The organism is Shigella sp. FJ200513, assembly GCF_040495915.1.
GTDB lineage: Bacteria > Pseudomonadota > Gammaproteobacteria > Enterobacterales > Enterobacteriaceae > ECMA0423.
Map to the genome: position 1 here is coordinate 1 of NZ_JBDYCV010000055.1, position 21,757 is coordinate 21,757.

Annotated in this window: 19 protein-coding genes and 2 pseudogenes; 12 read left to right on the forward strand and 9 right to left on the reverse strand. The window is 51.5% G+C overall.

Annotation, left to right across the window (positions count from 1 at the left end; genetic code table 11):
- Nucleotides 1-396: 396 nt before the first annotated feature.
- Nucleotides 397-1,695: an alpha-ketoglutarate permease gene (kgtP, locus tag ABZJ92_RS12960; protein ID WP_000841103.1), complete on the forward strand. Its 1,299-nt coding sequence runs from the start codon at nt 397-399 to the stop codon at nt 1,693-1,695.
- On the opposite strand, the gene ABZJ92_RS12965 is transcribed toward kgtP, so the two are convergent.
- The 5 genes from ABZJ92_RS12965 to trxC all read right to left on the reverse strand — a co-directional run bounded on the left by ABZJ92_RS12965 (nt 1,692) and on the right by trxC (nt 7,408).
- Complete coding sequence (locus tag ABZJ92_RS12965; RefSeq protein ID WP_005085125.1) at nt 1,692-2,015, reverse strand: YfiM family lipoprotein; 324 nt, start codon at nt 2,013-2,015, stop codon at nt 1,692-1,694. The genes kgtP and ABZJ92_RS12965 overlap by 4 nt on opposite strands.
- A gap of 45 nt (nt 2,016-2,060) precedes the next feature.
- Nucleotides 2,061-3,416, reverse strand: coding sequence for a CDP-diacylglycerol--serine O-phosphatidyltransferase (gene pssA, locus ABZJ92_RS12970; RefSeq protein ID WP_005051257.1), 1,356 nt, complete (start codon nt 3,414-3,416; stop codon nt 2,061-2,063).
- A 113-nt stretch (nt 3,417-3,529) separates the two neighbouring features.
- Nucleotides 3,530-6,190, reverse strand: coding sequence for a peptidyl-lysine N-acetyltransferase PatZ (gene patZ / locus ABZJ92_RS12975; RefSeq protein ID WP_000082966.1), 2,661 nt, complete (start codon nt 6,188-6,190; stop codon nt 3,530-3,532).
- Nucleotides 6,191-6,221: 31 nt separating this feature from the next.
- Entirely contained in the window at nt 6,222-6,920 is a 699-nt protein-coding gene (gene tapT / locus ABZJ92_RS12980) for a tRNA-uridine aminocarboxypropyltransferase (protein ID WP_001343689.1), read from the reverse strand.
- Between the two features lie 68 nt (nt 6,921-6,988).
- The gene (gene trxC / locus ABZJ92_RS12985; RefSeq protein ID WP_001098726.1) at nt 6,989-7,408 is read right to left on the reverse strand and encodes a thioredoxin TrxC; all 420 of its coding nucleotides are present in this window, start codon (nt 7,406-7,408) and stop codon (nt 6,989-6,991) included.
- A gap of 206 nt (nt 7,409-7,614) precedes the next feature.
- On the opposite strand from trxC, the gene ABZJ92_RS12990 reads away from it, so the two are divergent.
- The gene (locus ABZJ92_RS12990; RefSeq protein ID WP_000997396.1) at nt 7,615-8,652 is read left to right on the forward strand and encodes a tRNA/rRNA methyltransferase; all 1,038 of its coding nucleotides are present in this window, start codon (nt 7,615-7,617) and stop codon (nt 8,650-8,652) included.
- Between the two features lie 47 nt (nt 8,653-8,699).
- Here ABZJ92_RS12990 and ung read toward each other — a convergent pair whose 3' ends face one another.
- The gene (gene ung / locus ABZJ92_RS12995; RefSeq protein ID WP_001262715.1) at nt 8,700-9,389 is read right to left on the reverse strand and encodes a uracil-DNA glycosylase; all 690 of its coding nucleotides are present in this window, start codon (nt 9,387-9,389) and stop codon (nt 8,700-8,702) included.
- 304 nt (nt 9,390-9,693) lie between these two features.
- On the opposite strand from ung, the gene grcA reads away from it, so the two are divergent.
- Nucleotides 9,694-10,077 (forward strand): autonomous glycyl radical cofactor GrcA, encoded by a 384-nt coding sequence (gene grcA, locus ABZJ92_RS13000; RefSeq protein WP_000627802.1) that lies wholly within the window; start codon nt 9,694-9,696, stop codon nt 10,075-10,077.
- Nucleotides 10,078-10,132: 55 nt separating this feature from the next.
- Here grcA and eamB read toward each other — a convergent pair whose 3' ends face one another.
- Nucleotides 10,133-10,720: a cysteine/O-acetylserine transporter gene (eamB, locus tag ABZJ92_RS13005; protein ID WP_000187873.1), complete on the reverse strand. Its 588-nt coding sequence runs from the start codon at nt 10,718-10,720 to the stop codon at nt 10,133-10,135.
- 102 nt (nt 10,721-10,822) lie between these two features.
- Here eamB and ABZJ92_RS13010 point away from each other — a divergent pair.
- Nucleotides 10,823-11,695: pseudogene (locus ABZJ92_RS13010) on the forward strand (LysR family transcriptional regulator); the annotation flags it as partial.
- Between the two features lie 43 nt (nt 11,696-11,738).
- Here the strand turns inward: ABZJ92_RS13010 and srmB are convergent.
- Nucleotides 11,739-13,073, reverse strand: a complete 1,335-nt coding sequence (srmB, locus tag ABZJ92_RS13015; protein WP_000219193.1) for an ATP-dependent RNA helicase SrmB — start codon at nt 13,071-13,073, stop codon at nt 11,739-11,741.
- A 131-nt stretch (nt 13,074-13,204) separates the two neighbouring features.
- Between srmB and trmN the strand changes: the two genes are divergently transcribed.
- A complete protein-coding gene (gene trmN, locus ABZJ92_RS13020) occupies nt 13,205-13,942 on the forward strand; it encodes a tRNA(1)(Val) (adenine(37)-N(6))-methyltransferase TrmN (RefSeq protein WP_001298974.1) in 738 nt (245 codons plus the stop codon).
- Here trmN and nadB read toward each other — a convergent pair.
- Nucleotides 13,927-15,549, reverse strand: a pseudogene (nadB, locus tag ABZJ92_RS13025) (L-aspartate oxidase). The gene trmN and the pseudogene nadB sit on opposite strands and share 16 nt — an antisense overlap.
- A gap of 255 nt (nt 15,550-15,804) precedes the next feature.
- On the opposite strand from nadB, the gene rseD reads away from it, so the two are divergent.
- The 7 genes from rseD (at nt 15,805) to lepB (ending at nt 21,634) form a co-directional block, all read left to right on the forward strand.
- Nucleotides 15,805-15,960 (forward strand): rpoE leader peptide RseD, encoded by a 156-nt coding sequence (rseD, locus tag ABZJ92_RS13030; RefSeq protein WP_001303621.1) that lies wholly within the window; start codon nt 15,805-15,807, stop codon nt 15,958-15,960.
- Entirely contained in the window at nt 15,957-16,532 is a 576-nt protein-coding gene (rpoE, locus tag ABZJ92_RS13035) for an RNA polymerase sigma factor RpoE (protein ID WP_001295364.1), read from the forward strand. Before rseD ends, rpoE begins: the two co-directional genes overlap by 4 nt.
- A gap of 32 nt (nt 16,533-16,564) precedes the next feature.
- Nucleotides 16,565-17,215: an anti-sigma-E factor RseA gene (rseA, locus tag ABZJ92_RS13040; protein ID WP_001168466.1), complete on the forward strand. Its 651-nt coding sequence runs from the start codon at nt 16,565-16,567 to the stop codon at nt 17,213-17,215.
- The gene (rseB, locus tag ABZJ92_RS13045; protein ID WP_000812053.1) at nt 17,215-18,171 is read left to right on the forward strand and encodes a sigma-E factor regulatory protein RseB; all 957 of its coding nucleotides are present in this window, start codon (nt 17,215-17,217) and stop codon (nt 18,169-18,171) included. The genes rseA and rseB overlap by 1 nt, the downstream gene beginning before the upstream one ends.
- Nucleotides 18,168-18,647, forward strand: coding sequence for a SoxR-reducing system protein RseC (gene rseC / locus ABZJ92_RS13050; RefSeq protein ID WP_000589070.1), 480 nt, complete (start codon nt 18,168-18,170; stop codon nt 18,645-18,647). The genes rseB and rseC overlap by 4 nt, the downstream gene beginning before the upstream one ends.
- Before the next feature lie 197 nt (nt 18,648-18,844).
- Nucleotides 18,845-20,644, forward strand: a complete 1,800-nt coding sequence (gene lepA / locus ABZJ92_RS13055) for a translation elongation factor 4 (RefSeq protein WP_000790168.1) — start codon at nt 18,845-18,847, stop codon at nt 20,642-20,644.
- Nucleotides 20,645-20,659: 15 nt separating this feature from the next.
- Nucleotides 20,660-21,634, forward strand: a complete 975-nt coding sequence (gene lepB, locus ABZJ92_RS13060) for a signal peptidase I (RefSeq protein ID WP_000002542.1) — start codon at nt 20,660-20,662, stop codon at nt 21,632-21,634.
- The last annotated feature ends 123 nt before the right edge of the window (nt 21,635-21,757 follow it).

Genomic DNA, 21,757 nt, shown 5'->3' on the forward strand with positions numbered 1-21,757 from the left:
TCAGAAGTGAAACGCCGTAGCGCCGATGGTAGTGTGGGGTCTCCCCATGCGAGAGTAGGGAACTGCCAGGCATCAAACTAAGCGAAAGGCCATCCGTCAGGATGGCCTTTTTGCATTGGCGCAGAAAAAAATGCCTGATGCGACGCTGCGCGTCTTATACTCCCACATATGACAGATTCAGCAACGGATGCGGTTTCCCCAACTTGCCTACTTCCATACGTGTCCTCCTTACCAGAAATTTATCCTTAAGCTCCTCAATAACCATTTTCCTGCTAACTAAATTCATGGTTTAGGTTGCATAATGATACGCAACAAATGTATAACATTTTCTTTACCAAAAGAAATAAACAAAAGCGACCAACAAAAGCATCGGATTACGGCAGGAGACATAATGGCATGGCTGAAAGTACTGTAACGGCAGACAGCAAACTGACAAGTAGTGATACTCGTCGCCGCATTTGGGCGATTGTGGGGGCCTCTTCAGGTAATCTGGTCGAGTGGTTCGATTTCTATGTCTACTCGTTCTGTTCACTCTACTTCGCCCACATTTTCTTCCCTTCCGGGAACACGACGACTCAACTACTACAAACAGCAGGTGTTTTTGCTGCGGGATTCCTGATGCGCCCAATAGGCGGTTGGCTATTTGGCCGCATAGCCGATAAACATGGTCGCAAAAAATCGATGCTGTTATCGGTGTGTATGATGTGTTTCGGATCGCTGGTTATCGCCTGCCTCCCAGGTTATGAAACTATAGGTACGTGGGCTCCGGCATTATTGCTTCTCGCTCGTTTATTTCAGGGATTATCCGTTGGCGGAGAATATGGCACCAGCGCCACCTATATGAGTGAAGTTGCCGTTGAAGGGCGCAAAGGTTTTTACGCATCATTTCAGTATGTGACGTTGATCGGCGGACAACTGCTAGCCCTACTGGTTGTCGTGGTTTTACAACACACCATGGAAGACGCTGCACTCAGAGAGTGGGGATGGCGTATTCCTTTCGCGTTAGGAGCTGTGTTAGCTGTTGTGGCGTTGTGGTTACGTCGTCAATTAGATGAAACTTCGCAACAAGAAACGCGCGCTTTAAAAGAAGCTGGATCTCTGAAAGGATTATGGCGCAATCGCCGTGCATTCATCATGGTTCTCGGTTTTACCGCTGCGGGCTCCCTTTGTTTCTATACCTTCACCACTTATATGCAGAAGTATCTGGTAAATACTGCGGGAATGCATGCCAACGTGGCGAGTGGCATTATGACTGCCGCATTGTTTGTATTCATGCTTATTCAACCACTCATTGGCGCGCTGTCGGATAAGATTGGTCGCCGTACCTCAATGTTATGTTTCGGTTCGCTGGCAGCCATTTTTACCGTTCCTATTCTCTCAGCATTGCAAAACGTTTCCTCGCCTTATGCCGCTTTTGGTCTGGTGATGTGTGCCCTGCTGATAGTGAGTTTTTATACATCAATCAGTGGAATACTGAAGGCTGAGATGTTCCCAGCACAGGTTCGCGCATTAGGCGTTGGTCTGTCATATGCGGTCGCTAATGCTATATTTGGTGGTTCGGCGGAGTACGTAGCGTTGTCGCTGAAATCAATAGGAATGGAAACAGCCTTCTTCTGGTATGTGACCTTGATGGCCGTGGTGGCGTTTCTGGTTTCTTTGATGCTACATCGCAAAGGGAAGGGGATGCGTCTTTAGTGACGGGTCAGTTGCCAGACGGTATAGCCGGTGCTTGCACCGGCGACATCCCAGGCCAAATCCTTCCAGCTCCAGCCGCTCCCTTCGGGGCGGCTATCCCAAAGCTCTTTTGACGCCCCCAAACTGACAGAGAACATCAATCCAAACATGGCACTGCGATCCCGGCTCATCCCCTGATGCTGTGAATATTCATTTCCGGCGGCGGAAAGTATCGCCGAGGCGATAAAGTGTTGAGCTTTATCCTGCCCACTCCAGCTATCGTTATCCATATGGCTGCATTCAGAAAGTAACAATAGCGAACAGACAAAAAGAATACGCAAAACGTGGCCTCCAAAAAACAAACCCCGTACAGGACGGGGTTGTGATTACAGGATGCGGCTAATTAATCGGTCGATGCGGATACGGCGCAAACGGCGGATGAGTTTACGAACCTTCACCGGATAATCGGCAATACTTTGCAGATCGCGATAGTGCTTAACGATGGTGGTACGCTCGCGGATCAGCTCCAGTTCTTTCTCTCGCTGCGGCGCAAGCTCCAGTTGTGGATCGTGGATCAAAATGGCGTTTTCCAGATCCAGACGCCAGGCGCGCGGGTTCAGGTTATTACCGGTGATCAACATCCACTTATCATCAACCCACATCCCTTTCAGGTGATAGGTGTTGTCGTCATCTTTCCATAACCGAACCACTAGCTGGTCAGTATTGACGTAATACTGCAAACGGCTCAGGAAACGACGCAGATTGATCTCATAGAGATAAGGCAATGCGCCAATTATCTTGAAAGGTTCATCTTCCGGAATGTAGAAGTCGTTCGCGGTTTTATCACCAACAATAATTTCGACCTTTTTCCCTTCGCGCAGCAACTGGATAATATTGCGCACAAGGATTGCTGGCAGGTTGAAGTATGGCGTACAGATGGTTAGTTTCTGCTCGGCACAAGGCATAAGATGGAAAATGGTCTTGTTCAACAGACTCGATTTCCCCAGCCCCACTAGCGGCGTTACGGAAAGCTGATCGTTGTCGGCATCGCCCTGGAAATGATAAGCGGCATCACGCAGCTCCTGGCGGAACAGACGAATATCGTTCTTGATTTCCGGGCTTTTTGGCCGATTAACATCATCCAGACGATTAACGCCGCGGCCATTCATAATATTCTGTGTAACCCATTCAAACATAATGTCTGACATCTTACGGTTACGGATCAGATGATAACGGTCGTAGCGATATTTATCGTGTTGATGCAGGTAAACATCGTTCAGGCTGGCACCGCTATAAAGTACGCTATCGTCGATGATAAAGCCTTTAAAGTGCAGAACACCAAGAGCTTCACGGGTATTGATTGGAACGCCATAAACCGGAACATCTACGCCCGGATTTTCCTGCGCCATGCGGCAGTACCAGTCAGCGTTAGTGTTAGATGCCGCAGCGCCAATGCGTCCACGTTGTGCACGATGCCAGTCGACCAGCACCCGCACATCCAGTTCCGGACGCTGCCTTTTAGCCTCATACAACGCGTTCAGAATGCCTTTGCCACCGTCATCCTGTTCGAGATACAGGGCGACAATGCAAATGCGCTGCTTCGCGCTGGCTATTTTTTCCAGCAGCGTCTCCCGGAAGTCGGCGGGAGCGTAAAAGAAATCGACATCATCAACTGATTGAGAAATCTTGGGTAGTTGGGCAAGGTGTTGTTGATGTTTATTACGCTTAAATTTTGACAACATCACAGTGCATTTCTTCTCTGTTCATTGAAGGGTCCTCTGTGCAATGCAGACGACATAAGCGGGCAATAATAACACCAGTCCCGATTAAGTGGTCAACATTTCCAGTACCTTACTCATGATTCCTCGCGCCGGGCAAGATTTAGCGTAAGCCCAACGATCCCCTCTTCGAGCTGGATATCAACGTTAAACCCGAGCTTGCGGGCTAGCGCCACCATGCCACGATTGTTTGGCATCGTAATACCATTCAGACGTTGTAGTCCGTGATTTCGCGTATAGGTAATCAACTTTTCCATTAAGCGTCGACCTAAGCCTAACCCTTTGAGATCCGAGCGAACCAGTACAGCAAATTCGGCATCGATGTTATCAGGATCGGAAATCGCACGCGTGACGCCGAGGATCTCTTCCGTTTGATCAATACGTCGTACCGCTACAAACGCCATTTCCCGATCGTAGTCGATCTGTGTCATGTTGGCTAAATCTTCATGGGTAAATTCGTTGATCTCGCTAAAGTAGCGGTAATAAAGATCTTCTTTGGTGACTCGCGAAATGAATTGCTGAAGTTGTGGCTCATCTTCTGGCAAAATCGGGCGGAACAAGCAGCGTTCACCGTTTTTCAATTCTACCCATTCTTCCAGCTGATGCGGATAAGGGCGCACTGCCAGCCGACTCTCGTTATCGCCTTCAAACGGCGAGATATCCAGCGTGACATCCAGCGCGGTAAATTCACTGCCAGAAGCCAGCAAAGGATGAATATCCAGACGCTGAATTTCCGGGCAATCGACAATCAAGTTGGAAACCTGCACCAGAAGCTGGCTCAAGCCTGCAACATCCAATGGGCGTAGCGCACTGCGCGCACGAATCTTTTTACTTTTGATCCCCTGAATAACCAGATAGCGGGCCAGGTTCATGTTCAGCGGCGGCAGTGCGACGACGGCTTGATCTTCAGGACGCCACTCCACACCGCCTTCACCCAGCATGATCAACGGCCCGAAAACCGGATCGTGCTCAACCACAACCCGCAACTCCTGAGCGCCAGCACGGTTAGCCATACTTTGCACCAACAGGCCGTGGACCCGCGCCTGTGGCCAGGCCATTTTTACGCGATCGAAAATAGCGTTCGCCGCTTGCTGGACTTCATTGGCTGTACGCAGGTAAAGCATGACGCCCTGAACTTCCGATTTATGTGGAATATCCGGCGAACGCAATTTCAGCGCCACCGGATAACCAATCTGTTCGGCAATATGCACCGCTTCGGTGCTATCGCTGGCAATCCAGGTTGGGAGCGTGTTCATGCCATACGCTTGCAGGATGGGCTGAACTTCATGGGTATCGAGCGACGTAGCCCCTTCGGCAATCGCCTGTTGCAACAGAAGATGCGCTTCTGCGGTATTGGAAGTCAGATTGCTGGGCAACGCCGGCGTTTCGCGTAGTTGCTTCTGATTACGCCGGTACTCCACCATATGCATAAAAGCAGTGATGGTTCCTTCCGGGGTACGGTAGGTCGGCAGCCCGGCTTCGCTGAATAAACGTCGTGCCTCTTGCGAGGAGTGCTCGCCGCACCAGTTCGTCAGCAAAGAGACATATTTGCTGCGGGGATGATGCTTTACCGCTTCAATTAATACTTGCGCGCTTTCTGTTGCGGGAGCAGCGGCGCTGGGCGAATGAATAACCATCAGTGCATCAAAATCCTGGCTGTGGAGCAGAATGTCCAGCGTTTTGACATAATGCTCGCTGCTGGCGTCATCGCGCAGATCGAGCGGGTTAGAGACTGCCACATGTTCTGGCAATGCATCGCGCAATTTCTGGCAGGTTTCTTCGCTTAGCGTTGCCAGCTTGCCATTGCGTGACCATAAGGCATCCAGCGCCAGCGCGGCAGGCGCAGCACCGTTGCTGATAATCATCAACCGGTCGCCACGCAGCGGGCGCATATGGCTAAGGGTTTCCACCGCCGAAAACAGTTCGTGGGTATCCTGTACCCGCAACAAACCGGCACGCTGAATAGCCGCATCCCATGCCGGGTCCATTCCTGCCGTGGTGTTGAGCAGTCGCTGTGCCGCCGGGCTACGTCCGCTTTTAATCACCAGAATCGGTTTATTACGCGAGGCACTACGGGCCGCCGAAACAAAGCGTCGCGCGTCGCTTAACTGTTCGAGATAGAGCAGGATGGCGCTGGTTTTACTGTCGCGCGCCAGATAGTCGAGCAATTCATCAACGTCGATATCTAGGCTGTCGCCGAGCGCAATAAAGTAGGAAAAGCCCATCTCACGCTGTTGCGCCCAGTCGAGGATGGTGTTGGAGACGGCAGCCGATTGCGAAATAAACGCCAGCTTGCCGCGTTTAATCGGCACAGGCGAAAAGCTGGCATTCAGACCTTGCCAGGGAGCCAGTAAACCCAGACTGTTTGGTCCAAGCAGGCGCATGTTATGGCGCAGGGCGCAGGCGCGGAGATCTTCGTGTTGCGATGCCGGGGCGGAAAGAATAATGCAGGTTTTACAGCCTTTCTCGCCGAGCTCTTCCAGAAGAGCAAGATTACGGCTGGCATTGGTACATAAAACCGCAAGGTCGGGTGTAAAGGGCAAGCTGGCAATATCCGGCCAGGCCAACACACCCAACACCGCTTTCCAGGCTGGCGTCACCGGGAGTACCGGTCCGTTAAAGCCTCCCGCCAGCAGGTTACGCATCATCAGGTAACCTGCGCGATTGGGTTTCATCGACGCGCCAATTACCGCTATCGATTTTGGTCGCAGTAGTGCTTCCAGTCCTCGCTGACTCATACCGGTCTCCCGCAGAAGTGACCGAATGATTTTAAACGCTTTCTAACTGTTCTGCTGTGATGCTACCCAGATGTTGCGTTTTTCCTGCCAGATAGCGTGTTTTAAAGCGGGTAAAATGCTCGCCTAACCCTGCTGCCGCCCCGGTATCGCCGGCCATATCTAACAGTGCGATGGCTACCTCGGCAGTACAATATTGGCCTGCAGCCTGGGCTTCACGCAGGCGATAGGCAGAAAGCCGGGAAAGATCGACGGAAATGACGGGAAGATTATCCAGATACGGACTTTTACGAAACATCTTGCGAGCTTCCGGCCAGGTACCATCGAGCATGATAAACAGCGGTGGCTTACCGGCAGGTGGTGTGAAGATCACTTCCCGTTGCTCATCAGCATACGAGGCGGGAAAGACCACCATTGGCTGATAATCCGGGTTTTGTACCAGATCCAGCAAATCCTGCGAGGGTTCGGTACGCGACCATTGAAACGCAACGGTATCAGGCAAAATATCAGCAATCAGACGCCCGGTATTACTGGGCTTCATTGGCTCGGTGTCGAACATCAGCAAACAGAAGCGACTTTTTGCTTGTGCTGGGGTAATTGTCGAACAGAGACATAATTTCTCTGGCAAAAGACAGCGTTGGCAGCGACGAACGCGATTACCGCGGGCAAGAAAAGGACGTGTTGCGCGCGCAATACGCTCGGCGCGTAACTGGAGAACAGCGTTTTCGGTCATAAGAGAGCGTCGAAAAAACGCCATTGTCGCAGAGGAGAAAACGGGGCACAAGATGCGCCCCGGTAAGATTAAAGAGATTCGTTCAGCCAGCTATCGAACGGCGCTTTCGGTACTGCGCCATTAAGCATGTCGACAACCTGACCGTTTTTGAAAATCATGATCGTCGGTATACTACGAATTCCAAAGCGACTGCTCAATTCACGTTCAGCTTCGGTATTCACTTTCACAAAGCGCACTTTACCGCTACGCTCTTGCGCGACATCTTCAAAAATTGGTGCGAAATTACGGCAGGGGCCGCACCACGGTGCCCAGAAGTCGATCACCACAGGTAGATCATCCTTCAGCAATTTGTCGAGTGTTTCACCGGTCGCATTAATCACCTCTCCGTCAAACAAGTCGTGACCGCAGCGTCCGCATTTTGCCGCATCTTCGATCCGATCGTCGGGAATGCGATTGATGGCCTGACAATGGGTACAAACGGTATTCATAACTAACCTCGGGATGAGTAAGGAGACTTATCGGCAACGACGCCGGTATGTTTCTAATATGTTACATATTATCGGGGACATTGTTCCAGACAACAATCTGTTTTATTCAATAGGTATGATAGTCGCAGGCTTTGCTACGAAATCATGGCGAACCGCGCGGACTTCGGGTAATCTGCGCGCTTCGCGCAGCGCTGGTGGAGAAAAGCATGAACGATGAAATGAAAGGTAAAAGCGGCAAGGTCAAAGTGATGTATGTCCGCAGTGATGATGATTCTGATAAACGTACCCACAACCCGCGTACCGGGAAAGGGGGCGGGCGTCCAGGAAAATCTCGTGCTGATGGTGGCCGTCGCCCCGCCCGCGATGACAAACAGAGTCAGCCCCGTGACCGCAAGTGGGAAGATTCGCCGTGGCGCACGGTTTCCCGCGCGCCGGGTGATGAGACGCCGGAAAAGGCCGATCACGGTGGCATCAGTGGTAAAAGTTTTATTGATCCGGAAGTGTTGCGTCGTCAGCGTGCGGAAGAAACCCGCGTCTACGGCGAAAACGCCTGTCAGGCACTGTTCCAGAGCCGTCCGGAAGCGATTGTTCGCGCCTGGTTTATCCAGAGTGTAACGCCGCGTTTTAAAGAAGCCTTGCGCTGGATGGCAGCAAACCGCAAAGCGTACCATGTGGTGGATGAAGCGGAATTGACAAAAGCGTCAGGTACGGAACATCACGGCGGCGTTTGCTTCCTGATCAAAAAGCGTAACGGTACAACCGTGCAGCAGTGGGTAATCCAGGCAGGCGCGCAGGATTGCGTTCTGGCACTGGAAAACGAATCTAACCCGCATAACCTGGGTGGCATGATGCGCAGCTGCGCGCACTTCGGCGTGAAAGGTGTCGTGGTGCAGGATGCGGCACTGCTGGAGTCGGGGGCGGCTATCCGTACCGCAGAAGGCGGCGCAGAGCACGTTCAGCCGATTACTGGCGACAACATTGTTAACGTGCTGGATGATTTCCGTCAGGCAGGTTACACCGTAGTGACCACTTCCAGCGAGCAGGGTAAACCGCTGTTCAAAACCAGTCTGCCAGCGAAAATGGTACTGGTGCTGGGTCAGGAATATGAAGGGTTACCGGATGCCGCACGCGATCCGAACGATCTGCGCGTGAAGATTGACGGTACGGGCAACGTTGCCGGGCTGAATATCTCTGTCGCAACCGGCGTTTTGCTTGGTGAATGGTGGCGTCAGAATAAAGCCTGATAAATCAGCCGGGTGGCAACTCTGCCATCCGGCATTTCCCCGCAAATTTACTCACACTCTGCCGGTAATACTGGCATCCAGTCAATCGGCGTCTCGCCACGTTGTTCCAGCCACTGATTTGCCAGCACAAAATGGTTGCAGCCAAAGAATCCACGATGCGCCGAAAGCGGCGACGGATGCGGTGCTTTCAGTACATGATGGCGTTGCTTATCTATAATCGCCCCTTTCTTTTGCGCATGTGATCCCCACAACAAAAACACCACGCCTTCGCGGTGCTGGTTAATCAGGCTGATGACTTTATCAGTAAACGTCTCCCAACCGAGGCTGGCGTGGGAATGCGCCTGACCTGCGCGAACCGTCAACACAGTATTGAGCAGCAGAACGCCCTGACGCGCCCAGCTTTCGAGATAGCCATGATTAGGGCGGGTGAAGCCCGGAATAGTATTTTCCAGCTCTTTATACATATTCAATAATGACGGAGGAATGGCAATGCCGGGACGAACGGAAAATGCCAGACCATGCGCCTGTCCCGGTCCGTGATAAGGATCCTGGCCGAGAATCACCACTTTAACGTCACCCAACTCGGTAAAGCGGAACGCGTTAAAGACATCTTTTTGTGGTGGATAGATAGTGACGCCGGACTGCCGCTCGCTGGCGACGGTCTGAAGGGTATTAAGAAAATAAGGTTGTTGCTTCTCTTCAGCCAGCACGTCATGCCAGGTTAATTCGTTAGCCATCTTGCTCTCCTGCGAATCTTCAATCCGCCTAGCTTAACTGCTTCTTTCTACAGAACAAAATCATGCTCATTTTTTAGACTTAAACGAGTGCAAAAAAATGTAAATTGGTAAAATTTCACACCCGCATAAGTTGATGTAAAACAATAAAATCCATTTACGACCACAATCGATGTGTGGTTTTTGTTGATTTAAATCAAAGAATCAAGGGTGGTTGAGGAGTATATATACACTCAAGCAACAATGGTTTTACCAATTGGCCGCGACAGGCTGAACAAATCAAATAATTTTGCCGGGGAGGCATCACATGATTACAGGTATCCAGATTACTAAAGCCGCTAACGCCGATCTGCTGAACTCTTTCTGGCTGCTGGACAGCGAAAAAGGCGAAGCACGTTGCATCGTTGCAAAAGCAGGTTATGCAGAAGATGAAGTGGTTGCAGTAAGCAAACTGGGTGACATTGAATACCGTGAAGTTCCAGTAGAAGTGAAACCAGAAGTTCGCGTTGAAGGTGGTCAACACCTGAACGTTAACGTTCTGCGTCGTGAAACTCTGGAAGATGCAGTTAAGCATCCGGAAAAATATCCGCAGCTGACCATCCGTGTATCCGGTTATGCAGTTCGCTTTAACTCTCTGACTCCGGAACAGCAGCGCGACGTTATCGCTCGTACCTTTACTGAAAGCCTGTAAGGCTTAAGTAGCAAGTTACTAAGCGGAAGAGGGCGACCTCTTCCGCTTTTTTTCGTTAATAGAAAATGCGTACCGCGCAATAGACCAGCAACAGGGCAAGCACGATATTTAACTGGCGACCATACTGGCGAAACAATCGCTGAAACAGATGCCCCGCCAGCGCCCAGCACACATTGCCAAACGTCCCAATCATCGCCAGCAAAACGCTGACGCCAACTACCCAGCTTAGCGCCTGTGTTTGCGGCAGAACAAACGTCGACAGTGCCGTAACACCGTACAAAATGATTTTGACGTTCACAAACTGCAAAGCAAAGCTGGCCCAAAAGCTGATTGGTTTTGCCTGAAGTCCGTCTTCCTTTGTTGGGCTGGTGGCGATTTTCCACGCCAGCCAGACAATATATGCCGCCCCCGCCCAACTCAAAAGGTGTACCGCTGCCGGGTCAATCACTGCCAGTGAAAATGAAATGCCCGCACACAGTAACATCACAATCAAAAATCCCAGACTCATCCCTGCCAGCACGCGGGTACTTTGACGAAATCCATGCGACGTAGCAGAGCTAAGGGCGAGAATATTGTTCGGTCCTGGCGTCATAGCGGTAATCAGGGTGTAAGTCCAAAAAGCACTTAAAAGGATCGGTGTCACTTGTTATCTCCTCTGTTTTGGTAGACAGTACCCGACACGGAACATTTAAAAAAATGAATGTTTTTATATTCTAAATTCGATATTTTCGATAGGTTTGGGGTTATGGATCTGCGCCGTTTTATTACGCTTAAAACCGTGGTGGAAGAGGGTTCCTTTTTGCGAGCTTCGCAAAAATTGTGCTGTACACAATCGACGGTGACTTTTCATATTCAGCAGCTTGAGCAGGAGTTTTCAGTCCAGTTATTTGAGAAAATTGGCCGACGGATGTGCCTTACCCGCGAAGGAAAAAAGTTGCTGCCGCACATTTATGAACTTACCCGAGTGATGGATACGCTTCGTGAGGCTGCCAAAAAGGAGTCAGATCCGGACGGGGAACTACGCGTTGTTTCGGGCGAAACGTTGCTCTCTTACCGAATGCCGCAGGTGTTGCAGCGTTTTCGGCAACGCGCACCAAAAGTGCGTTTATCGTTGCAGGCGCTGAACTGTTACGTGATCCGTGATGCGCTACTGAATGATGAGGCCGATGTCGGCGTCTTTTATCGCGTAGGGAATGATGATGCCCTGAACCGACGAGAGTTGGGTGAACAATCGCTGGTGCTGGTGGCTTCACCACAAATTGCAGATGTCGATTTTACTGAGCCGGGAAGACATAACGCCTGTAGCTTTATTATCAACGAACCGCAATGTGTCTTCCGGCAGATATTTGAGAGCACGCTGCGACAGCGGCGGATCACGGTGGAAAACACCATTGAGCTTATAAGTATCGAAAGCATCAAGCGTTGTGTCGCGGCGAATATCGGTGTCAGTTACTTGCCCCACTTTGCGGTGGAAAAAGAGATTGAGAGCGGAGAATTAATTGAATTGCCTTTTGGCGAACAGTCGCAGACCATTACGGCAATGTGCGCACATTATGCTGGAAAAGCGGTTAGCCCGGCGATGCACATTTTTATTCAGTGTGTTGAAGAGTGTTTTGTGGTTGCGTAAAAAAACAATGCCGGGCTTAAACCCGGCATTGAGATTACTCTTCTGTCGTTTGCGGTGGCACGCCCGTTCCGCTCGGTTTACGGCGCTTACCAATATTTTTGGTGTCGCGATGGCGTTTTTTCACCCGCGGCTTCTCTTTCTCTTTAGCTTTTTTCTTCTCGGCGCGTTTTGCCAGTACTTTCTTCGATGGCTTGCCGGTCTGCTTCTCGCTTGGCGCACGCGTTTTCGGGCGTAACTCATCAATAACGCGAGCTTTAATCGGCTCTTCAATGTAACGGCCAACCTTGCCCAGCAGCAAATGGTCATGGGCTTCCACCAGCGAAATTGCGGTGCCTTTACGACCGGCGCGCGCGGTACGTCCGATACGATGCAAATAAGTATCGCCACTGCGCGGCATATCGAAGTTAAAGACGTGGCTGACGTCAGGAATGTCGATACCGCGCGCGGCAACATCGGTGGCAACCAGTACGTTTACGCGGCCTTCGGTCAGGCGTTTAATTGCTTCGTTACGCTTGCCTTGTACCATCTCACCTTCGAGATAGCAGTTGTTGATGCCCGCTTCGCGCAGCCAGTTTGCCAGCTCATGCACACGTTCACGCTTACGCACAAACACGATTGAGCGAGTCGCTTCAGGCTGTTTTAACAGGTGCACCAGCAATGCGGTTTTATGTTCCAGGTCATCGGCGCGGTAATACCACTGATGAATTTTTTTGCGCTCACGGGTGGACGGATTGGCAGAAACTTCCACCGGATCTTCCAGCAGACGCTCGGCAAAGTCCTGAATCGCATCGCCTTCCAGCGTTGCCGAAAAGAGCAGGGTCTGTTTACGCCAGCGAGTTTCGCCAGCAATATGTTCGATATCCTGAGCGAAGCCCATATCCAGCATACGGTCTGCTTCGTCGAGGATCAGCGTTTCAACCGCGCGGCAATCGAAGTTCTCTTCTTTTATGTATTGCAGCAGACGTCCGGTCGTGGCGACCACGATGTCCTGATTTTCGCTGAACACTTCCGCGTGGTTCATATAGGCTACGCCGCCGGTGATGGTGGCGATATCCAGATGCGTATGTTTCGCCAGTTCGCGGGCATGATCGGCCACCTGCATCGCCAGCTCGCGAGTTGGGGTGAGGATCAAAATACGCGGCGGACCGGATTTCTTACGTGGGAAATCGAGCAGGTGCTGCAACGCTGGCAGCAGATACGCCGCCGTTTTACCGGTGCCTGTCGGCGCAGAACCGAGTACATCACGGCCATCGAGCGCAGGCGGAATGGCGGCAGCCTGAATGGCGGTCGGGCGAGTGAAACCTTTATCCTGGAGGGCTTCCAGCAGGCTTTCGTCGAGTTCAAGTTCGGAAAAAGTCGTTACAGTCATGTTCTACCTCTGTGTGGGGCGCTGATTATAGACGTTACGGCTGCAATCTTCATCTGTTTGTATGGATATCGCTTCTCGGGTATTGTTCTCACCCGGTGCTATCGCCGTTTTTCCTGCAAGGTTTTATTTTCATGTCACAGTCTACATCCGTGCTTCGTCGTAATGGATTTACTTTTAAACAGTTTTTTGTTGCTCACGATCGCTGTGCGATGAAAGTGGGAACGGATGGCATTTTGCTGGGCGCATGGGCACCGGTGGCTGGGGTGAAACGTTGCCTTGATATCGGCGCGGGTAGCGGGTTGCTGGCACTGATGCTGGCGCAGCGAACCAGTGACAGCGTGATAATTGATGCCGTTGAGCTGGAAAGTGAAGCTGCCGCGCAGGCGCAGGAAAATATCAACCAGTCCCCGTGGGCAGAGCGGATTAACGTCCATACGGCGGATATTCAGCAGTGGATCACACAGCAGACAGTACGCTTCGATTTAATCATCAGTAACCCACCTTACTATCAGCAGGGAGTAGAGTGCGCGACACCTCAACGGGAACAGGCTCGCTATACCACTACGCTTGATCACCCATCGCTGCTGACCTGTGCGGCGGAGTGCATTACCGAAGAGGGATTTTTCTGCGTGGTGCTGCCAGAGCAGATTGGTAATGGTTTTACTGAACTGGCATTAAGCATGGGCTGGCATTTACGTTTGCGGACGGATGTGGCGGAAAACGAAGCGCGACTGCCGCATCGGGTGCTGCTGGCATTCTCCCCGCAGGCGGGAGAATGCTTTAGCGATCGCTTAGTCATTCGTGGGCCAGACCAGAACTATTCCGAAGCGTATACGGCGCTGACCCAGGCTTTTTATCTGTTTATGTAATGATTGCCGGGGGAAAGGATCGATGGACCGGAATGCGTGAGCAGTTCCGGGTAATCCAGCGTAAAATGCAGCCCCCGGCTTTCTTTGCGCATCATCGCGCAGCGAACAATCAACTCGGCAACCTGTACCAGATTACGCAGCTCCAGCAAATTATTTGAGACGCGGAAATGGGCGTAATATTCGTCTATTTCTTGTTGGAGCATGGTTATCCGCCGCAGGGCGCGTTCCAGGCGCTTCGTTGTGCGCACAATGCCAACGTAATCCCACATAAACAGCCGTAGCTCGTGCCAGTTATGCTGAATTACTACCCGTTCGTCAGGGTTCTCAACGCGGCTTTCATCCCACGGCGGTAACGTACTGACGCCGTGGGCATAAGGCATACGTCTGGTGATATCTTCTGCCGCCGACCAGCCATAGACCAGACACTCCAGCAATGAATTCGAGGCCATGCGGTTAGCGCCGTGTAAGCCGGTATAACTCACCTCGCCAATGGCATACAAGCCCTCGACGTCCGTACGCCCATGATCATCAACCATTACACCACCTCAGGTATAGTGTGCAGCAGGCACAATCGGTACCGGTTCTTGTGTGAGATCAATCCCCAGCCCGAGCAATTTTTCATAAATCATCGGGAAATGCTGGCGAATAAAATCGGCGGGCTTATGGCTGATGTCGAGGAACATACAATCTGCGCCGAGGCGTTTCATTTCATGGTCAATGGCGCGGGCGACAATATCGCGCGGGGCCAGTTCGCCGCGCTCATCAAAATCGGGCATAAAACGCGTGCCATCCGGGCGCTTGAGATAAGCGCCTTCGCCGCGCAGTGCTTCCGTTAACAGGAAATTGCGTGCCTGTGGGTGATACAGTGCGGTAGGGTGGAACTGATTAAATTCGAGATTGGCAACCCGACAGCCCGCGCGCCACGCCATAGCAATGCCATCGCCAGAAGAAATATCCGGATTGGTGGTGTACTGATACACCTTCGACGCACCGCCGGTTGCCAGTACCACTGCTTTTGCGTGGCAGGTTTCCACCGTTTCTTTATTTCGGTTCCATACCCACGCGCCTACAACCCGTCGCGTGCCCGGCAGGCCAATTTTGTCAGAGACAATCAGATCAACTGCGTTGCTGCGCTCCAGCACACGAATATTCGGATGGTTCTGCGCCTTGCTCACCAGCGTGGATTGTACTTCTCTACCGGTGGCGTCGGCGGCATGAAGAATACGACGGTGACTATGTCCACCTTCACGGGTCAGATGGTAGCTTTCTTCGCCATTCGGTTGAACGTGGGTATCAAACAAAACCCCCTGGTCAATTAACCATGGCACACAGGAACGAGCATTGCTGGCGACAAATTCAACTGCATGGTGATCGCAAATACCAGCCCCGGCAATCAATGTGTCTTCCACATGCGAGTCAATGCTGTCAGTTTCATCAAACACGGCGGCAATACCGCCCTGGGCATAAAATGTTGAACCTTCCGTTACCGGGCCTTTACTTAGAACGATGACCTGATGCTGGTCAGCCAGGCGTAGCGCCAGTGAAAGTCCGGCTGCGCCGCTACCAATAATCAACACGTCACATGAATGTTCAGGGAGAGTATTCATTTTCTTTGTTTAATTTACTAAACATTGTTTGGTCGGCATAGCATCATGTTGTGCGAATAAACACCTGCTATTTTAATATTTGTTACAGTGGCTAAACACGTTGACGCAGGGCGGCGAGAAAAAGAGAAGTTACTGGCTGGTGGAGGATTAGGTGGTGAAATAAAAAGGCCGTTGGGTTACTCTTCAGGCAGTTAAATGGGCATTTCTACACAGATAATGCGATGTTCAGATTCTGTAGACTTATAATGATAGATAATGATCCGTCTACAGCATGACAAACAAAAACAGATGCGTTACGGAACTTTACAAAAACGAGACACTCTAACCCTTTGCTTGCTCAAATTGCAGCTAATGGAGTGGCGTTTCGATAGCGCGTGGAAATTTGGTTTGGGGAGACTTTACCTCGGATGAGCGAGCAGTTAACGGACCAGGTCCTGGTTGAACGGGTCCAGAAGGGAGATCAGAAAGCCTTTAACTTACTGGTAGTGCGCTATCAGCATAAAGTGGCGAGTCTGGTTTCCCGCTATGTGCCGTCGGGTGATGTTCCCGATGTGGTACAAGAAGCTTTTATTAAAGCCTATCGTGCGCTGGATTCGTTCCGGGGAGATAGCGCTTTTTATACATGGCTGTATCGGATTGCTGTAAATACAGCGAAAAATTACCTGGTTGCTCAGGGGCGTCGTCCACCTTCCAGTGATGTGGATGCCATTGAAGCTGAAAACTTCGAAAGTGGCGGCGCGTTGAAAGAAATTTCGAACCCTGAGAACTTAATGTTGTCAGAAGAACTGAGACAGATAGTTTTCCGAACTATTGAGTCCCTCCCGGAAGATTTGCGCATGGCAATAACCTTGCGGGAGCTGGATGGCCTGAGCTATGAAGAGATAGCCGCTATCATGGATTGTCCGGTAGGTACGGTGCGTTCACGTATCTTCCGAGCGAGGGAAGCTATTGATAACAAAGTTCAACCGCTTATCAGGCGTTGACGATAGCGGGATACTGGATAAGGGTATTAGGCATGCAGAAAGAACAACTTTCCGCTTTAATGGATGGCGAAACGCTGGATAGTGAGCTGCTTAACGAACTGGCTCATAACCCAGAAATGCAGAAAACCTGGGAAAGCTATCACTTAATCCGTGATTCAATGCGGGGTGATACTCCCGAGGTGCTCCATTTCGATATCTCTTCACGCGTGATGGCCGCCATTGAAGAAGAGCCAGTACGTCAATCGGCGACATTGATCCCGGAAGCCCAGCCTGCGCCGCATCAATGGCAGAAAATGCCATTCTGGCAGAAAGTACGTCCGTGGGCGGCACAGCTTACCCAAATGGGCGTAGCCGCATGCGTATCGCTTGCAGTTATCGTTGGCGTCCAGCACTATAATGGACAATCTGAAACGTCCCAGCAGCCCGAAACGCCGGTATTTAATACACTGCCGATGATGGGTAAAGCCAGCCCGGTAAGCCTGGGAGTACCTTCTGAAGCGACCGCAAACAATGGTCAACAGCAGCAGGTACAGGAGCAGCGTCGTCGCATTAATGCAATGTTGCAGGATTACGAACTGCAACGCCGACTCCACTCTGAACAGCTTCAGTTTGAGCAGGCGCAAACCCAGCAAGCCGCTGTACAGGTGCCAGGAATTCAAACTTTAGGAACGCAATCGCAGTAATGAAGCAACTTTGGTTTGCCATGTCATTAGTGACAGGTAGCCTGTTATTCTCTGCTAACGCCTCGGCCACTCCCGCGTCCGGGGCGTTATTACAGCAGATGAACCTGGCCAGTCAGTCACTGAATTACGAGCTGTCATTCATCAGCATCAATAAACAGGGTGTTGAGTCTCTGCGTTATCGACATGCACGCCTCGATAACCGTCCTCTTGCACAATTGTTGCAAATGGATGGCCCGCGCCGGGAAGTGGTACAGCGCGGCAATGAAATCAGCTATTTTGAACCGGGACTTGAACCGTTCACGCTTAATGGCGATTACATTGTTGATTCTCTGCCATCGCTTATCTATACCGATTTCAAACGCCTTTCTCCTTACTACGACTTTATCTCCGTCGGGCGCACGCGTATTGCTGATCGTCTTTGCGAAGTCATTCGCGTGGTTGCCCGAGATGGTACACGCTACAGCTACATCGTGTGGATGGACACCGAATCGAAATTACCGATGCGGGTTGATCTCCTTGATCGCGATGGTGAAACGCTGGAACAATTTCGCGTGATTGCTTTTAACGTCAATCAGGATATCAGCAGCAGTATGCAGACGCTGGCGAAGGCAAATTTGCCGCCGTTGCTTTCTGTTCCTGTAGGTGAAAAAGCTAAATTCAGCTGGACGCCAACCTGGTTGCCACAGGGTTTTAGCGAAGTTTCCAGTAGTCGACGTCCGCTACCGACGATGGACAACATGCCTATCGAATCACGTCTCTATTCCGACGGATTATTCAGCTTCTCGGTAAACGTTAACCGCGCTACGCCATCGAGCACCGATCAGATGTTGCGCACCGGACGCAGAACCGTCAGTACAAGCGTACGTGATAACGCCGAAATCACCATTGTCGGTGAACTGCCGCCGCAAACGGCGAAACGCATTGCCGAGAATATTAAGTTCGGGGCAGCGCAATGATCAAAGAGTGGGCTACCGTCGTCTCCTGGCAAAACGGGCAGGCGCTGGTCAGTTGTGATGTTAAAGCTTCATGCAGCAGCTGCGCTTCACGCGCCGGTTGCGGTAGCCGCGTGTTGAATAAACTTGGCCCGCAAACCACGCATACCATTGTCGTACCCTGTGATGAGCCGTTAGTGCCGGGGCAAAAAGTGGAGTTGGGGATCGCCGAAGGCAGCCTGCTTAGCTCCGCATTACTGGTTTATATGTCGCCGCTGGTGGGATTATTCCTCATCGCTTCGCTATTTCAGCTACTCTTTGCTTCTGACGTCGCAGCATTATGTGGTGCGGTCCTCGGCGGTATTGGCGGGTTCCTGATTGCGCGCGGCTACTCGCGTAAGTTTGCTGCCCGGGCAGAATGGCAACCGATCATCTTAAGCGTGGCATTGCCGCCTGGCCTTGTGCGATTTGAAACATCTTCGGAAGACGCGAGCCAGTGATTTCACTGGCTTTGTTGCATTTTGCATAACAAATGCGAGGACGTTTCCAGATACCACAATCCATACGGTATGAACATTTCCTCGCCTCAATGTTGTAGTGTAGAATGCGGCGTTTCTATTAATACAGACGTTAAGCTCAGAACAGCGACTTCTAAAAGCCTGGTTAACCGGGCATTAAGGCACAATAATCATACTTTATGAAGAATATACGTAACTTTTCGATCATAGCTCACATTGACCACGGTAAATCGACGCTGTCTGACCGTATTATCCAGATCTGCGGTGGCCTGTCTGACCGTGAAATGGAGGCGCAGGTTCTCGATTCCATGGATCTTGAGCGTGAGCGTGGCATTACCATCAAAGCGCAAAGCGTGACGCTGGACTACAAAGCGTCTGACGGCGAAACCTATCAGCTTAACTTTATCGACACCCCGGGCCACGTAGACTTCTCCTATGAAGTTTCCCGTTCGCTGGCTGCCTGTGAAGGTGCATTGCTGGTGGTCGACGCCGGGCAGGGCGTAGAAGCGCAAACCCTGGCAAACTGCTACACCGCCATGGAAATGGATCTCGAAGTGGTGCCGGTACTGAACAAGATTGACCTGCCGGCAGCCGATCCTGAACGCGTGGCGGAAGAAATTGAAGATATCGTCGGCATCGACGCCACCGATGCAGTGCGCTGTTCAGCGAAAACCGGCGTTGGCGTGCAGGACGTTCTCGAACGTCTGGTGCGCGACATTCCGCCGCCGGAAGGCGATCCGGAAGGCCCGTTGCAGGCACTAATTATCGACTCCTGGTTCGACAACTACCTGGGCGTTGTTTCACTTATCCGTATTAAAAACGGCACCCTGCGTAAGGGCGACAAAGTGAAAGTCATGAGTACCGGGCAGACCTATAACGCCGACCGTCTGGGCATCTTCACGCCGAAACAGGTTGACCGCACTGAACTGAAATGTGGCGAAGTAGGCTGGCTCGTATGTGCGATTAAAGATATCCACGGCGCTCCAGTCGGCGATACCTTAACGCTGGCGCGTAATCCGGCAGAAAAGGCGCTGCCTGGCTTTAAGAAAGTCAAACCGCAGGTATACGCCGGTCTGTTCCCGGTAAGTTCCGACGACTATGAAGCCTTCCGTGACGCGCTGGGTAAACTCAGCCTGAACGATGCCTCACTGTTCTATGAGCCGGAAAGCTCCAGCGCGCTGGGCTTTGGTTTCCGCTGCGGCTTCCTTGGCCTGCTGCACATGGAGATCATCCAGGAGCGTCTGGAACGTGAATACGATCTGGATCTGATCACCACTGCGCCGACCGTAGTGTATGAAGTTGAAACCACGTCAAGGGAAGTTATCTACGTCGACAGCCCATCCAAGCTGCCTGCGGTAAATAACATTTACGAACTGCGCGAGCCGATTGCAGAGTGTCACATGCTGCTGCCGCAGGCATATCTCGGCAACGTTATTACGCTGTGCGTAGAAAAACGCGGCGTGCAGACCAATATGGTTTACCACGGTAATCAGGTGGCGCTGACGTACGAGATCCCGATGGCGGAAGTGGTGCTCGACTTCTTCGATCGCCTGAAATCTACCTCGCGTGGTTATGCGTCTCTGGATTACAACTTCAAACGCTTCCAGGCGTCCGACATGGTACGTGTAGACGTATTAATCAACGGTGAACGTGTTGATGCGCTGGCGTTGATCACCCACCGTGATAATTCGCAAAACCGCGGTCGCGAGTTGGTGGAGAAGATGAAAGATCTGATCCCACGCCAGCAGTTTGATATCGCCATTCAGGCAGCGATTGGTACGCACATTATTGCGCGATCCACCGTGAAACAGCTGCGTAAAAACGTACTGGCTAAATGTTATGGCGGCGATATCAGCCGTAAGAAAAAGCTGCTGCAGAAGCAGAAAGAAGGTAAGAAACGCATGAAGCAGATCGGTAACGTTGAGCTGCCGCAGGAAGCGTTCCTCGCCATTCTGCACGTCGGCAAAGACAACAAATAACCCTTAGGAGTTGGCATGGCGAATATGTTTGCCCTGATTCTGGTGATTGCCACACTGGTGACGGGCATTTTATGGTGCGTGGATAAATTCTTTTTCGCACCTAAACGGCGGGAACGTCAGGCAGCGGCGCAGGCGGCTGCCGGTGACTCACTGGATAAAGCAACGTTGAAAAAGGTTGCACCGAAGCCTGGCTGGCTGGAAACCGGAGCTTCTGTTTTTCCGGTGCTGGCTATCGTATTGATTGTACGTTCGTTTATTTATGAACCGTTCCAGATCCCGTCAGGTTCGATGATGCCGACTCTGTTAATCGGTGATTTTATTCTGGTAGAGAAGTTTGCTTATGGCATTAAAGATCCTATCTACCAGAAAACGCTGATCGAAACCGGTCATCCGAAACGCGGCGATATCGTGGTCTTTAAATATCCGGAAGATCCAAAGCTTGATTACATCAAGCGCGCGGTGGGTTTACCGGGCGATAAAGTCACTTACGATCCGGTCTCAAAAGAGCTGACGATTCAACCGGGATGCAGTTCCGGCCAGGCGTGTGAAAACGCGCTGCCGGTCACCTACTCAAACGTGGAACCGAGCGATTTCGTTCAGACCTTCTCACGCCGTAATGGTGGGGAAGCGACCAGCGGATTCTTTGAAGTGCCGAAAAACGAAACCAAAGAAAATGGAATTCGTCTTTCCGAGCGTAAAGAGACACTGGGTGATGTGACGCACCGAATTCTGACAGTGCCGATTGCGCAGGACCAGGTGGGGATGTATTACCAGCAGCCAGGGCAACAACTGGCAACCTGGATTGTTCCGCCGGGACAATACTTCATGATGGGCGACAACCGCGACAACAGCGCGGACAGCCGTTACTGGGGCTTTGTGCCTGAAGCGAATCTGGTCGGTCGGGCCACGGCTATCTGGATGAGCTTCGATAAGCAAGAAGGCGAATGGCCGACTGGTGTGCGCTTAAGTCGCATTGGCGGCATCCATTAATAGCCATCTTCGTTCACGTTGTCGCCGTTATGGCGACAACGTGAATTATTTATGAGATAAATCTCCCGTGGCTAACGACATCCCCCGTCGTTGTGTATAGAATATTCCCCCGAAGTTTAAGGT

Coding starts and splice junctions, on each gene's coding strand:
- kgtP (WP_000841103.1), top strand. CDS start 397: ATGGCTGAAAGTACTGTAACGGCAGACAGCAAACTGACAAGTAGTGAT.
- pssA (WP_005051257.1), bottom strand. CDS start 3,416: ATGTTGTCAAAATTTAAGCGTAATAAACATCAACAACACCTTGCCCAA.
- patZ (WP_000082966.1), bottom strand. CDS start 6,190: ATGAGTCAGCGAGGACTGGAAGCACTACTGCGACCAAAATCGATAGCG.
- tapT (WP_001343689.1), bottom strand. CDS start 6,920: ATGACCGAAAACGCTGTTCTCCAGTTACGCGCCGAGCGTATTGCGCGC.
- trxC (WP_001098726.1), bottom strand. CDS start 7,408: ATGAATACCGTTTGTACCCATTGTCAGGCCATCAATCGCATTCCCGAC.
- ABZJ92_RS12990 (WP_000997396.1), top strand. CDS start 7,615: ATGAACGATGAAATGAAAGGTAAAAGCGGCAAGGTCAAAGTGATGTAT.
- ung (WP_001262715.1), bottom strand. CDS start 9,389: ATGGCTAACGAATTAACCTGGCATGACGTGCTGGCTGAAGAGAAGCAA.
- grcA (WP_000627802.1), top strand. CDS start 9,694: ATGATTACAGGTATCCAGATTACTAAAGCCGCTAACGCCGATCTGCTG.
- srmB (WP_000219193.1), bottom strand. CDS start 13,073: ATGACTGTAACGACTTTTTCCGAACTTGAACTCGACGAAAGCCTGCTG.
- trmN (WP_001298974.1), top strand. CDS start 13,205: ATGTCACAGTCTACATCCGTGCTTCGTCGTAATGGATTTACTTTTAAA.
- rseD (WP_001303621.1), top strand. CDS start 15,805: ATGATCCGTCTACAGCATGACAAACAAAAACAGATGCGTTACGGAACT.
- rpoE (WP_001295364.1), top strand. CDS start 15,957: ATGAGCGAGCAGTTAACGGACCAGGTCCTGGTTGAACGGGTCCAGAAG.
- rseA (WP_001168466.1), top strand. CDS start 16,565: ATGCAGAAAGAACAACTTTCCGCTTTAATGGATGGCGAAACGCTGGAT.
- rseB (WP_000812053.1), top strand. CDS start 17,215: ATGAAGCAACTTTGGTTTGCCATGTCATTAGTGACAGGTAGCCTGTTA.
- rseC (WP_000589070.1), top strand. CDS start 18,168: ATGATCAAAGAGTGGGCTACCGTCGTCTCCTGGCAAAACGGGCAGGCG.
- lepA (WP_000790168.1), top strand. CDS start 18,845: ATGAAGAATATACGTAACTTTTCGATCATAGCTCACATTGACCACGGT.
- lepB (WP_000002542.1), top strand. CDS start 20,660: ATGGCGAATATGTTTGCCCTGATTCTGGTGATTGCCACACTGGTGACG.